The organism is Mesorhizobium sp. YC-39, assembly GCF_025753795.1.
Classification (GTDB): domain Bacteria; phylum Pseudomonadota; class Alphaproteobacteria; order Rhizobiales; family Rhizobiaceae; genus Mesorhizobium.
The window spans coordinates 98,709-111,953 of record NZ_JAOWPS010000007.1 but is presented as its reverse complement, the minus strand read 5'-3'; the positions used below and the strand labels follow the sequence as shown (position 1 = coordinate 111,953).

13 protein-coding genes are annotated in these 13,245 nt (G+C 60.3%); 12 read left to right on the top strand and 1 reads right to left on the bottom strand.

Annotated elements, in window-relative coordinates:
* Nucleotides 1-28 precede the first annotated feature (28 nt).
* The 5 genes from OHD62_RS30870 (at nucleotide 29) to nifA (ending at nucleotide 5,587) form a co-directional block, all read left to right on the top strand.
* Nucleotides 29-880, top strand: a complete 852-nt coding sequence (locus OHD62_RS30870) for an electron transfer flavoprotein subunit beta/FixA family protein (protein WP_263790860.1) — start codon at nucleotides 29-31, stop codon at nucleotides 878-880.
* A 16-nt stretch (nucleotides 881-896) separates the two neighbouring features.
* Nucleotides 897-2,006, top strand: coding sequence for an electron transfer flavoprotein subunit alpha/FixB family protein (locus OHD62_RS30865; protein ID WP_263790950.1), 1,110 nt, complete (start codon nucleotides 897-899; stop codon nucleotides 2,004-2,006).
* Between the two features lie 10 nt (nucleotides 2,007-2,016).
* The gene (locus tag OHD62_RS30860) at nucleotides 2,017-3,324 is read left to right on the top strand and encodes an FAD-dependent oxidoreductase (protein WP_263790858.1); all 1,308 of its coding nucleotides are present in this window, start codon (nucleotides 2,017-2,019) and stop codon (nucleotides 3,322-3,324) included.
* Nucleotides 3,325-3,338: 14 nt separating this feature from the next.
* Nucleotides 3,339-3,635 carry a ferredoxin family protein gene (locus OHD62_RS30855; RefSeq protein WP_263790856.1) on the top strand — a complete coding sequence of 99 codons (297 nt, stop codon included), beginning with the start codon at nucleotides 3,339-3,341 and terminating at the stop codon, nucleotides 3,633-3,635.
* A gap of 185 nt (nucleotides 3,636-3,820) precedes the next feature.
* Nucleotides 3,821-5,587 (top strand): nif-specific transcriptional activator NifA, encoded by a 1,767-nt coding sequence (nifA, locus tag OHD62_RS30850; protein WP_263790854.1) that lies wholly within the window; start codon nucleotides 3,821-3,823, stop codon nucleotides 5,585-5,587.
* 20 nt (nucleotides 5,588-5,607) lie between these two features.
* Here the strand turns inward: nifA and OHD62_RS30845 are convergent, their stop codons facing one another.
* Nucleotides 5,608-5,973 (bottom strand): hypothetical protein, encoded by a 366-nt coding sequence (locus OHD62_RS30845; protein ID WP_263790956.1) that lies wholly within the window; start codon nucleotides 5,971-5,973, stop codon nucleotides 5,608-5,610.
* Here OHD62_RS30845 and nifB point away from each other — a divergent pair.
* The 7 genes from nifB to OHD62_RS30810 all read left to right on the top strand — a co-directional run bounded on the left by nifB (nucleotide 5,876) and on the right by OHD62_RS30810 (nucleotide 12,958).
* A complete protein-coding gene (gene nifB / locus OHD62_RS30840; protein ID WP_263790949.1) occupies nucleotides 5,876-7,300 on the top strand; it encodes a nitrogenase cofactor biosynthesis protein NifB in 1,425 nt (474 codons plus the stop codon). The two genes, OHD62_RS30845 and nifB, sit on opposite strands and share 98 nt — an antisense overlap.
* Nucleotides 7,301-7,334: 34 nt before the next feature.
* On the top strand, nucleotides 7,335-7,529 hold the full coding sequence (locus OHD62_RS30835; RefSeq protein ID WP_006205089.1) for a 4Fe-4S dicluster domain-containing protein: 195 nt from the start codon (nucleotides 7,335-7,337) through the stop codon (nucleotides 7,527-7,529).
* Nucleotides 7,530-7,628: 99 nt separating this feature from the next.
* Nucleotides 7,629-7,955: a nitrogen fixation protein NifZ gene (locus OHD62_RS30830; RefSeq protein ID WP_006205088.1), complete on the top strand. Its 327-nt coding sequence runs from the start codon at nucleotides 7,629-7,631 to the stop codon at nucleotides 7,953-7,955.
* Nucleotides 7,952-8,164: a putative nitrogen fixation protein NifT gene (gene nifT, locus OHD62_RS30825; protein ID WP_006205087.1), complete on the top strand. Its 213-nt coding sequence runs from the start codon at nucleotides 7,952-7,954 to the stop codon at nucleotides 8,162-8,164. The genes OHD62_RS30830 and nifT overlap by 4 nt, the downstream gene beginning before the upstream one ends.
* Nucleotides 8,165-8,206: 42 nt before the next feature.
* Nucleotides 8,207-9,091, top strand: coding sequence for an SIR2 family NAD-dependent protein deacylase (locus OHD62_RS30820; protein WP_263790850.1), 885 nt, complete (start codon nucleotides 8,207-8,209; stop codon nucleotides 9,089-9,091).
* A gap of 118 nt (nucleotides 9,092-9,209) precedes the next feature.
* Complete coding sequence (locus tag OHD62_RS30815) at nucleotides 9,210-11,051, top strand: ABC transporter ATP-binding protein (protein WP_065518386.1); 1,842 nt, start codon at nucleotides 9,210-9,212, stop codon at nucleotides 11,049-11,051.
* Entirely contained in the window at nucleotides 11,051-12,958 is a 1,908-nt protein-coding gene (locus OHD62_RS30810) for an ABC transporter ATP-binding protein (RefSeq protein WP_006205084.1), read from the top strand. Before OHD62_RS30815 ends, OHD62_RS30810 begins: the two co-directional genes overlap by 1 nt.
* The last annotated feature ends 287 nt before the right edge of the window (nucleotides 12,959-13,245 follow it).

Genomic DNA, 13,245 nt, shown 5'->3' with positions numbered 1-13,245 from the left:
TCGGGACAGAAGCCCAGAGAGACCGCCAATGCACATCGTGATCTGCATCAAGCAGGTGCCGGACTCGGCACAGATACGGGTCCATCCGGTGACGAACACGATTATGCGCCAGGGTGTCCCGACCATCATTAACCCTTACGACCTGTTCGCGCTCGAAGAGGCACTGCGACTGCGCGACGCTTATGATGGCGAGGTCACTGTGCTCACCATGGGCCCGCCCATGGCAGAGGACGCGCTGCGCAAGGCGCTCGGCTACGGCGCCGACCGCGCGGTACTCTTGACCGACCGCTATTTTGCAGGCTCCGACACGCTGGCGACGTCCTACGCGCTCTCCCAGGCAATCGCGAAGGTTGGCGAGACGTTCGGCACGCCAGACATCGTCTTCACTGGCAAGCAGACGATCGATGGCGATACCGCCCAGGTCGGGCCCGGCATCGCCAAGCGCCTCGATCTCCTGCAACTTACCTATGTCGCGAAGATCGCCTCCCTTGATCTTGATCAGCGCGAGATCAAGGTCGAGCGCCGCTCTGAAGGCGGCACGCAGATGCTGAAGAGCAGGCTACCTTGCCTCATCACCATGCTGGAAGGCACCAACGAGATCCGCCGGGGTTCGCTCGTGGACGCCCTGTGCGCCGCGCGCAGCCAGGTCTTGAAATGGAGCGCGGCCGACGCCGGCATTGATGACCTCACCAGATGCGGCCTGCGCGGCTCGCCCACGGTCGTCAAGCGCGTTTTCGCCCCTGCTACACGAGCGGAAAAGGCGGCGCAAATCGACACCACCGAAAAGGCGCTACGCGATATCGCTGACGAACTCATTGCCGCAATCTTCACCCGCCAGCCGGCGCTGGAACATGAGCTCGCCTTCAACGGCGGCGCGTGACGGCAAGGAGCAGACGATGTCGACCGTAAACCGAGAAACCCCTCGCCCTGCCGCCGGCCGTGCCGGCATAAAGAAGGAGCTGCCTGCTCATTTCAAGGACTACCGCCACGTTTGGGTCTTCATCGAACTCGAACGTGGCCAGGTCCATCCCGTATCATTCGAATTGCTCGGCGAAGGCCGAAAGCTCGCCGACAAGCTTGGCGTCGAGCTTGCCGGAGTCGTGATAGGACCGCCGGGAGAAGCCACCCGGCCTGCCGTAGCGGATGCCTTCGCTTATGGCGCCGACCTTGTCTACATCGTCGAGGCGCCGCTGCTTGCCGACTATCGCAACGAGCCGTTCACCAAGGCGATGACGGATCTGGTCGTTACCCACAAACCCGAGATCCTTCTTCTCGGCGCGACCACACTCGGCAGGGATCTCGCCGGCTCCGTGGCCACGACCTTGCTCACAGGGCTCACGGCCGATTGCACCGAACTCGATGTGGATACCGATGGATCGCTCGCCGCGACCCGTCCGACTTTCGGCGGCTCCTTGTTGTGCACGATCTATACGCTCAACTACCGGCCGCAGATGGCGACTGTGCGACCGAGGGTCATGCCCATGCCGCAGCGGACGGACAGGCCGGCCGGGCGTGTCATCCGGCACAAGCTGTCGGTCCCCGAGGACGAGATCGTGACCAAAGTCCTCGGCTTCCTGCCGGATAGCCAGTCGGCAAACGCAAACCTTGCCTATGCCGACGTCGTGGTTGCGGGAGGTCTCGGTCTAGGCTCGGCGGAGAACCTGCAGCTTGTGAAGAACCTCGCGCGAGCAATCGGGGCCGAGCACGGCTGTTCGCGCCCGTTGGTCCAGAAGGGCTGGATGTCGGCGGATCGGCAGATCGGCCAAACTGGCAAGACCATCCGGCCGAAACTTTATATAGCGGCCGGGATTTCCGGCGCCATCCAGCACCGGGTTGGCGTCGAGGGGGCGGATCTCATCGTGGCCATCAACACCGACCCCAGCGCGCCGATTTTCGATTTCGCCCACCTCGGGATCGTCACCGACGCGATCCGCTTCCTGCCCGCACTAACTGAAGCCTTCACCCGGCGGCTGTCGCCCCACAATCGCGATAAGCTTGCGAGCTAGCGAGATGGACATGATCGCGGAAAAATTCGACGCCATTGTTATTGGAGCCGGCATGTCCGGAAATGCTGCTGCGTACACCATGGCAAGCCACGGCCTGAAGGTGCTGCAGTTTGAGCGGGGTGAATATCCGGGCTCCAAGAATGTCCAGGGTGCCATCATGTACGCGAACATGCTGGAGAAGATCATCCCGGATTTCCGGGACGATGCGCCTCTCGAGCGGCATTTGGTTGAACAGCGGCTTTGGGTGATGGACGACACGTCCCACACCGGGATGCACTATCGGTCGGAGGACTTCAACGAGGCAAAGCCCAACCGCTATACGATCATTCGTGCCCAGTTCGACAAATGGTTTTCGCGTAAGGTGCGCGCGGCCGGCGCGACAGTCCTGTGCGAGACGACTGTGACGGAACTCGTCCGTGATGCCAAGGACAAGGTGGTCGGCGTCCGCACGGACCGGGCCGGCGGCGCGATCTTCGCGGACGTTGTCATTCTCGCAGAAGGTGTCTCGGGGCTGCTTGGCACGCGGGCCGGGCTTCGCGAGATGCCGAAGCCACAAAGCGTGGCGCTCGCCGTCAAGGAAATGCATTTCCTGCCCGAAGATGTCATTGAGCAGCGGTTTGGCCTCAAGGGCGGAGAAGGTTGCGTAATCGAGGCTGTCGGCACGATCTCCCGCGGCATGGCCGGGCTTGGCTTCCTTTACACCAACAAGGAGTCGATCTCACTGGGCATCGGCTGCCTCGTTTCGGATTTCGCCGCGACGATGCAGAGCCCATACGCCCTCCTCGATGCGCTGAAAGACCATCCTTCGATCCGGCCGCTGATCGCCGGCTCGGAGGTAAAAGAATATGCCGCGCATCTCATTCCCGAAGGTGGCTACAAGGCGATTCCGCAGCTCTTTGGCGACGGTTGGGTCGTGGTCGGCGATGCCGCGCAATTGAATAACGCCGTTCACCGCGAGGGTTCAAACCTCGCCATGACCTCCGGCCGCATCGCGGCTGAAGCAATCGTCCAGGTCAAGCGCCGCAATGGTCCAATGACCAAGCAGAACCTTGTCCTTTACAAGACCATGCTGAACAAGTCCTTCGTGGTCAAGGACCTGAAGAAATACAAGGATATGCCGGCCCTGCTCCACACCAATTCCCGAAATTTCTTCACGACCTACCCGCAGTTGATGTCGCAGGCGGCCCAGAACTTCATGCGGGTCGACGGCACCCCGAAAATCGAGAAGGAAAAGGCGACCGCTGCTGCCATGATCAAGGCGCGTTCGCGCTGGGGGTTGGTGAGCGACGCGGTCCGCCTGGCGCTCGCCTGGCGTTAAAGGAGGGACGAGAGATGACGGTCGCGGTGACGTTGCGCGTCGAGGAGAAGCTCTACCAGAACCGCTACCTGGTCGATTCGGGGCGCCCGCATATCAAAGTGCGACCGCACGAGCGGCCAAGCGCTAACCTGCTCGGGTTGACCCGCGTCTGCCCGGCCCAATGTTATGAGCTGAACGACCAGGGCCAAGTGGAGATCACCGCCGACGGCTGCATGGAGTGCGGCACCTGCCGGGTCCTGTGCGAGGCCAGTGGTGAGATCGAGTGGAATTATCCGCGCGGTGGCTTCGGTATCCTCTTCAAGTTCGGATGACCCACGCACGCACGCGCCATTTCGGGCGCGTGCCGATAGCCACCTGCGATTGCCGCGGCTCCAGCCTAACAAGCTTCTCGCAACCAGTTTGCAATTGCAATTCAACTGGGGGTCGTCAATACTGAATCGAAACACAAAAAGCCGCTTCGGGGAGAAGCACGCTGCACAACCCCTGAGGTGTCTCCATGACTCAAGTATTGCGCGATCGGGTGGATGAAATAGGCCTTCGGACGAGCCGGTCGCCTGGCAAAACCATGCACGAGGCGGATATTTCGCTCAAGGGAATCTACGCGATATCCAAGAGCCTGACCGCCCCTACCCGGCTGGAGATCACGCTCGCCAATGTGGTGAATATTCTCTCCTCGTTTGTGCACATGCGTCATGGTGCAATAGTCGTCCTGGGCGCTGAAGGAGAGGCGGAGATTACCGCAACTGCCAGCAACGACCACACACCTCAATCAGGCCTGTGCCGCGCCATACCTCAGGGCGTCGTAGACCAAATCGTCGCTGCGGGGACGCCGCTTGTCATACAGGATGTCAGCAAGTCCGAACTCTTTCAGGCTGACCTTAAAACATTTTCGAGCGGCGGCACCGTCCTGGTTAGCTTTATCGGAGTCCCGATTAAGGCTGAGGATAAAATCCTTGGGACATTGTCGATCGACCGTGTCGGGGACGGCACCACCAGCGTGCGCTGCGACGAAGACTTACGCTTCCTGATCATGGTCGCCAACCTTGTCGGCCGGACCATCCGCCTGCACCGCATCCTGAACCCAGATGGTCAGCGGCTTAAAGAGGAGCAACGCAGACCGGAAAAATCGCTCGGCGAGGAAAGGACCAACCCCGCCCGGCATTCGCATGTCAAAATCGGCGGGATCATCGGGGAAAGTCCAGCACTCAAGCAGGTGCTCGAAACCGTCTCGGTCGTCGCGACGACTAATTCCACCGTGCTTCTTCGAGGTGAAAGTGGCACCGGCAAGGAATTCTTTGCACAGGCCATCCATGAGCTTTCACCTCGCAGCAAGAAGGCTTTCGTCAAACTGAACTGCGCCGCACTGCCTGAAAGCGTTCTGGAATCGGAGTTGTTTGGGCATGAAAAGGGCGCCTTCACCGGGGCTATCTCGCAGCGCGCCGGCCGTTTCGAATTGGCGAATGGCGGAACCCTGCTGCTTGACGAAATCGGCGAGATTTCGCCTGCCTTTCAAGCCAAGCTGTTGCGCGTCTTGCAGGAAGGCGAACTGGAGCGAGTCGGCGGCACCAGGACGCTAACGGTCGATGTCCGGCTCATATGCGCCACCAATAAGGACCTCGAGGCGGCAGTCGTGAAGGGAGAGTTCAGGGCCGACCTTTACTACCGCATCAATGTGGTGCCAATCATGCTGCCTCCGCTGCGAGAGCGACCCGGCGATATTCGACGCCTTGCGAAAGCCTTCCTCCACCGCTTCAACAGGGAGAACCACCGCGACCTCGACTTCGCACCCTCGGCGCTCGACCTGATCTCGCAATGCTACTTCCCTGGTAACGTGCGTGAGTTGGAAAACTGTGTGCGAAGGACGGCCACGCTTGCGCGTTCAACGACGGTCGCCACGTCGGATTTCGCCTGCCAGAATAGCCAGTGCCTTTCTTCACGCCTCTGGAAAGGGGCAGACCTTCCGCCCGGCAGCAATGCCCGCGAAGAGCTCGCTCGGGGCAACCGCATGCCGGTCGCATTGCCGCCGTTGCCGTCCACGCGCATCGGCGGCGCCGAAGGCGAGGTACTGCCCGTCCAGGCCTGCGATCCGAACGATCCTGCTTACCCCGCAGCCGGCCCGCGTCTGGCGGACCGCGACCGGCTGATCGATGCGATGGAGAAGTCCGGCTGGGTTCAGGCCAAGGCGGCTCGTATCCTTGGCCTCACGCCGCGGCAGGTTGGCTATGCTCTGCGCCGGTACCGTATCGAGGTGAAGAAGTTCTAACGTGCCGATGACGTCAAACGTCAAGCTGGCGTTGTTGCCCCCTCTTCCGTGCGTGGGATGCGGTGCCGCGATCCAATTTGCCTGTCCATGTCGGAAGCCTGACAAAAATGTGTCGGAACAAACGGCCAGAATCGGAAACGAATACCTAACACATTGAACGAATCGCGCTTTTCAAGTTGGCGCAGCTCTTGCAGTTGAATGGGGACGTTCGCCCTGGCATGGAGCCGTTTGATGTCCGCACCGACGATTTCGCTTGAGGGCGTGGTCAGCACGAAATCCTTCGACCGTTTGCTGGCGACTGCGAAATCCGGTGGCTGCGCATCTTCATCTTGCGGCTTGTCCGCAAAGACGGACGACATAGACCCGGCTATCTGGGAGAAGATCAAGGACCATCCGTGCTATTCAGAAGAAGCCCACCATTATTTCGCGCGCATGCATGTGGCGGTCGCGCCGGCCTGCAATATCCAGTGCAACTACTGCAATCGCAAATATGACTGCGCCAATGAAAGCCGGCCTGGGGTCGTCTCGGAAAGGCTGACCCCAGACCAGGCGCTACGCAAGGTGATCGCGGTCGCCAACGAAGTGCCGCAGCTTTCCGTGCTCGGCATCGCCGGACCGGGCGATGCCTGCTACGACTGGAAGAAAACAAAGGCAACGTTCGAGCGAGTTGCCAGGGAAATCCCCGACATCAAACTATGTATCTCCACCAATGGGCTCGCGCTGCCGGACCATGTTGGCGAGCTTGCCGACATGAATGTCGATCATGTGACAATCACCATCAACATGATCGACCCAGAGGTCGGCGCAAAGATCTATCCCTGGATCTTTTACGACCACCGCCGGTACACCGGCGTCGAAGCTGCCCGGATCCTGCACCAGCGGCAGATGTTAGGCCTGGAGATGCTGACCGCGCGCGGCATCCTTACCAAGATCAATTCGGTGATGATTCCCACCGTCAACGACGAGCACCTGATCGAGGTCAATAGATGGGTCAAGGAGCGCGGCGCGTTCCTGCACAACGTCATGCCGCTGATTTCCGACCCGGCGCATGGCACGCACTTCGGTCTGACCGGGCAGCGCGGTCCAAAGGCGGTGGAATTGAAAGCGCTTCAGGATAGTCTAGGAGGTGGCGCCAAGCTGATGCGCCATTGCCGGCAGTGCCGGGCCGATGCGGTCGGCCTACTTGGCGAGGATCGTGGCCAGGAGTTCACGCTCGACAAGCTTCCCGGCGAAGTTATCTACGACGCCGGCAAGCGCGAGGCCTATCGAGAGGTGGTCGCGTGCGAGCGCGGCGATCATGTGGCAGCCAAGAGTCAAGCGGTCGCGATCGTCAAGGCAGCGGACACCGGCAAATCGCTCCTTGTCGCCGTGGCGACCAAGGGCGGCGGGCGCGTCAACGAACACTTCGGCCACTCGAAGGAATTCCAGGTTTATGAGGCCTCGCCGAGAGGGATCAGTTTCATCGGGCATCGCAAGGTCGAGCAATATTGCCTCGGCGGCCGGGGCGCGGACGCCACCCTCGATGGCGTTATCGCTGCGCTGGAACGCATCGACATCGTGCTGTGCGCCAAGATCGGAGATTGCCCCAAGGATCGGCTCGCGGAAGCTGGAATCCGGGCAACGGACGTTTATGGCTATGACTACATCGAGACCGCGATCAGCGCGCTTTACGCTGCCGAATTTGGGGTCGAACCAATGGCGGCGACGGCCTGAGCCGTCTCGTTCCAACCGAACCAGGAGTTGAGAAATGGCCTTCAAGATCCTCGCATCACAATGCACGCAATGCGGTGCCTGCGAGTTCGAATGTCCCTCGGGCGCGATCAAGTTCAAGGGCGAGGCCTACGTGATCGATCCTAAGGAATGCACCGAATGCAAGGAGGCCTTCGATACCCAGCAATGCGCCTCGGTATGCCCGGTACCGAAGACCTGCGTTCCCGCCTGACCTCCAATCGGGCTAGCGACACGGGTCGCGGTCACCTCCCGAGGAGGCCTCTACCTCTTTATTGACAACCTGCAGCCGCGACGAAGGAAAGGAACAGGCATGGGCCTTGGACGCGAACAGGAGGTCGAGATCCGCAAACCTCCGCGATTGATGCCGGGGGAGCGGGTCCGTGCCACACGCCACATAAGGAATGACGGCACCTATCCTGGTCGCCAGATCGGCGAAAACCTCGTGCGGAAGGGCGACGAAGGCTATGTGCGCGACATCGGCACCTTTCTCCAGCAGTTCTACATCTATGCGGTCGAATGGGTCGATCGCGGCACCGTCGTTGGCATGCGCGCCCACGAATTGATGAGCCTCGACCAATCCGGGAATCCTTGCGGTGCCGAATTCACTGCTGGCCCTAATAAAGGAACTGCCCGATGAAGGTAATGATCCGCAGGACCGGCGCCGGGCTGTCGGCGTATGTTCCCAAGAAGGATCTCGAAGAGCCCATCGTCAAGGTCGAGAATGAAGACTTGTGGGGCGGGTGCGTAACGCTCAGGAACGGCTGGCGGCTCGTCCTGCCCGAACTTCCGCGGGATACACGTCTGCCGATCACCGTCGAGGCAAGGAAGATCTCCGACAAGGACTGATGCTGCAGGCTGGCAACATGACAACGCCAACCGGAGACGAGCATGAACATGATCTCGGCCTTGAACCATCTCTTCATCATTCGCGACAGTCATGCCTCAAAGCAGCTTGATCTGCTGAAGAAGGCGCTATACGCCGATCAGATCATCCCCTATCTTGGTCCGGGTCTACTCCGGCTCAAGACCGTGGAACCATCCGTACCGCATACGCCGGAAACCGTCGCCGCAGCCCTCAACGCGCGAGCGCCAGCGCCTTCCAAGATCCGCACCAATATGTGGTCGGTCGCCCAATTCATCGAACAGCGCCGGCATCGCCGGACGCTTCAGGCTTGGATGGCTGAGATATTCGCAGGGCCGGTTGCGCCGACCGTTTTCCACGCCTGGCTTGCAACGCTGCCGCTCTCCCTCATCGTCGACAGCTGGTACGACGGCGCCATGCGCGCAGCCCTCGCAGAGACCGGCCGAACGGATGTCATCGAGATTCAAGGCGTCACGCGGGCGGACGCAATCACCGACATTTGGACAAGAACCTACGACTTGGCCGGGAGGGAACTCCAACCCGGATCAGCGGCAACGACGGTTCTCTATACGCCACACGGCAGCATCAGGCCCGCCGCGAATTTCCTCGTCGCAGATTCCGACTATGTCGAGACCCTAACCGAAATCGATATCCAGACGCCTATCCCACAAGTCATGAAGGAACGGCGCACCAACAGAGGTTTCCTCTTCTTCGGCTGTCGCTTCGACGATCAGATGCTGCGCACTTACGCCCGGCAAATCATGAAGCGCTCCCAAGGCCCGCACTTTGCGGTAATCGATTCGGCAACGCTGACCAAAAACGAACGCCGTTTCCTTGCAGCAAATGCAATCACGGTCATAGACATGCCGGCAGGCGAAGCCGCGGCTCGGCTTGCCGCAGCACGCGTCTAGAAGATGATGGCGGGCCATGTATCGCAACGGCCTTTGATCGTGGTCCGGCTCACCGCCCACCCCCGGCCGGACCTGAGTCCGAAATATACGCTTGAGCAGTGAGGCTAGTGGCGGCGTGATGAAGGGCCGGAATTCGCCCGGGCATGTAGAGGCGGCGGGTTGGGGCCGGGGCTTGAACACGATACTGCGCATTACGCGCATGAATTTGCGGCACCCGTGGCAGGTCGCCGTTGCAATTGGCTCGACACTCGTGGCGGTAACCCTCCAATTGCTCATCCCCCAGCTTATCGGCTGGGCCGTCGACCACACCCAGACAGCCATCGGTGGGGGTATTGCCGGCGCGGCAGCGGATGAGGCGCTCCGAACCTCAGCTCTCCTGCTGCTTGCCGTCAGTGTGCTGCGAGGCCTTTTCACACTGGCTCAGAACTATTTTGCCGAGGCGGTAGGACATCACATCGCGTACGAACTGCGGCTTGCCTACTACGAAAAGATCCAGCGCCTTAGCTTTTCCTTTCACGACCAGGCGCATTCAGGCGATCTGATTACCATCGGCATGCTCGATCTCGAAGGCGTGCGAATGTATTTTTCCACCGCTCTGGTTCGCGCCGTCCTGCTCATCATGCTGATCGGGATCGGCGCCTGCATGCTGATATCCACCGACCTGGCGCTTGGTCTCCTCACGCTGAGCTTCGTGCCGTTCGTCGGATGGCGCTCATCGGTCACTCAGCTCAAGCTGCGCCACACCTGGCTCGACCTGCAGGATCGGCTTTCGGTTCTGGGCCGCGTAATGGAAGAAAATCTTGGCGGCATTCGCGTCGTGCGCGCCTTTGCGGCGCAGCCTTACGAGATGCTGAAGTTCGACCACGCCTCGAAGAAAGCGCTTGGTCTCGCCCATGACCGTGTCGATATCCGCGTACGCAACACCTCGGCGATGACTTTCTCCTTCCTTTTTGCCATGGCTCTGGTCCTCTGGATTGGCGGCAACAAAGTTATCGCTGGCGAGACTAGCGTCGGGACGCTTACGATGTTCCTGACCTTCATGATGATCCTGCAAATGCCGGTCCGCCAGATCGGCTTCATGGTCAACGCCTTCGCCCACGCTTCGACTTGCGGTTCCCGCCTATTCGGGCTCCTCGACCTAGATATCGCGATCAAGGACGCACCGGGCGCGAGACCGCTTGAGGTCAGCCAAGGGACCTTACGCTTCGACAATGTTTCATTCGCGTATAACGGCATCGAGAACCGCCCAATTCTGAAGAATATAAGTTTCGAGGCCCGCAAGGGCCAGACGATCGCGATCGTTGGCCCCCCGGGCTCCGGCAAGTCGACGATGGCTCATTTGATCCCCCGTTTTTACGATGTCACTGGCGGCACCATCACGCTCGACAGCCAGGACGTCCGCGAGGTCACCCTTGCCACGCTTCGCAGGGCGGTCGCGGTCGTGCAGCAGGATGCCTTCCTGTTCAGCACGACGATCGAGAACAATGTTGCCTATGGCGATCCCTGGGCCGAGGAACAGCGGATCGAGCGCGCGAGCGAGTCTGCTCAGCTTCACAATTACATTCTCGGCCTGCCGACCAGCTACAAAACAGTCGTGGGCGAGCGCGGCGTCTCCCTTTCGGGCGGCCAGCGCCAGCGCCTGACGATCGCCCGCACGATGATGCTGCGCCCGTCCGTCATCGTTTTTGACGACTCGACGGCGGCAATCGATGCAGCCACCGAACAGCGCATTCGCAGCGCCATGCGACGCTTTGCCAAGGATCGCGTGACCATCATCATCGCCCACCGCCTGAGTTCGCTCATGCATGCCGACAACATCCTGTTTATCGAGAATGGAGAGATCGTCGAGCGTGGCACTCACCAAGAGCTTCTGGCGAAGGACGGACGCTACAAGGCCCTTTACGATCTTCAAGTGCCCCCGGGCGATGACATGCTGCCCAAACAAGAGGGAGGGAGTTGATGGCCCACGCCGGCGAAGTCGAGACGGAACGCAACGATATCCGCGACGACGGCCGGCGCCCTCCGCGTGCGGTCGTCGGGTCCCATCGCGTCGAAGAGGAGTTGTTCGGACGGGCCTTTGACAAAAACGTTGTCCGACGCATTTGGGCATTCGTCCGGCCCTACCGCACCAAGATGATGATCTCGCTAGCCGCAATGTTTGTCTTCACCGGGACGCAGCTTCTCATCCCGCTGATCATCCGCTATGCGATCGACAATGGGATGTCCCCGGGAAGTGGCGATCGCTCAGCCCTGCTTGCAGCCGCCTGCTTCTTCCTTCTTGCCATTTGGGTCAATTCCACGGCCAGCTACACGCAAGAGACGGTGATCGGCAAGATGGCCGAGAATGTTCTCTTCGATATACGCCGCGCCATGTTCGGCCATCTGCAGAAGGTCTCACTTTCCTTCATGGACAAGACGGAGGTCGGACGCCTGATGTCTCGTCTGCAGGGCGACATCAATTCCATGCAGGAATTCCTCGAAACGTCCTTGTTCTCGCTGGGCGACGTTGCCCTTCTCTTCGGCATCGTCTTGGTCATGCTGTGGCTCGACCTTCGGTTAGGCCTCCTTACGCTTTCGGTCCTGCCGGTTCTCTTCATAGTGCGCATCTTCTGGCTGCCGCGCGCCCGCGATGCCTTCATGGCCGCGCACGAGACCAACTCTGTCGCCAATGGCGCGCTGGCAGAGGCCATTCAGGGCGTGCGCGCAGTGCAGTCCATGGACCGCCAGCAGGTCAACTTCAGCCTCTACGATGATAAGGCCGATGCGAATCTCAAGACGCATCTGACGGCTGCCAAATATGCGCAGGTCATGGTGCCGATCGTCGATAGCCTGACGGGCGTTGCCATGGCCGTCGTCGTGATGGTCGGCGGTGCGATGGTCATGAGTGGCGGCATCGACGCGGGTGTGATGGTTGCCTTCCTCTTCTACATCCAGCGCTTCTTCGATCCGATCCGCTCGCTCACTCTGCAATATTCGATCATGCAGCGCGCGATGGCCTCCGGAAAGCGTCTGACCGACGTGCTCGACGTCAAGATTGACATCCAGGACAAGCGGAATGCCAAGGTGCTTTCGCCCGACATGGACGGCTCAGTGGAGTTCAGGAACGTTACTTTCGGCTACGACCGCAAGCATCCGGTATTGAAGAACGTGTCCTTTCGGGTCAATCCCGGCGAGACCGTCGCCCTCGTCGGCCCGACCGGTTCGGGCAAATCCAGCGCGATGGCGCTTGTCCACCGCTTCTATGAGGTCCAGCAGGGTCAAGTGCTGATCGGTGGACACGACGTGCGCGATCTCACCCAGGAATCGCTCGGCCGTCATATCGCCATGGTGCTTCAGGAGCCGTTCCTTTTCACCGGCACGGTCTTCGAGAACATCCGCTACCACAAGACCGACGCCAGGCGCGAAGAGGTGATCGAGGCCGCCAAAGCGGTCGGCGCGCACGACTTCATCGTGAACCTTCCTGGTGGATACGAGGCCGATGTAAGCGAACGCGGCGGCAATCTTTCGCTCGGCCAGCGCCAGCTTATCAGCTTTGCCCGCGCGCTCGTTGCAAACGCCAAGATCCTTATACTTGACGAGGCAACCGCTAATATCGACAGCTATACGGAGAAGCTCATCCAGAAGGCACTGATCAGGCTTCTCAAAGGCCGCACGGGCCTGGTCATCGCCCATCGGCTTGCCACAGTCCGAGGCGCCGACCGCCTCATCGTTCTCCAAAATGGCCAAGTCGTCGAGACCGGCAAGCACGACCGGTTGATCGCCATGGGCGGGCTCTATTCCAAACTCTACAACCTCAACCACGCCTCGTTCGACGACATCCCCGATGAGGAACTCGATACCTCAGCCCAAACCGGCGCAAAGACCTGATTTCTCACCAGCAATCGTCTGCGGCTTGCCGCTGCGAAATGGTTGGCTTGGCGGCTGGTTTGCGAGCTCAACGAGGTTTGTGCGATTGTTGGTAGCAAAATGGATCTTATTCGTGTTTTGGTTTGATGCAAATCAGCATCCGGCGCTGCCCTGGGACGGCATAGCATCTAACTGCCTGCTACCTGCAGACGAAAGCACACCTTTGTGCGGCCAATTTTCATTTCCAGGCCAATCAGCGATTTAACAGGCCGCGCTACTGCGACCTTCCCGGCGGGCGTCTGTATCGT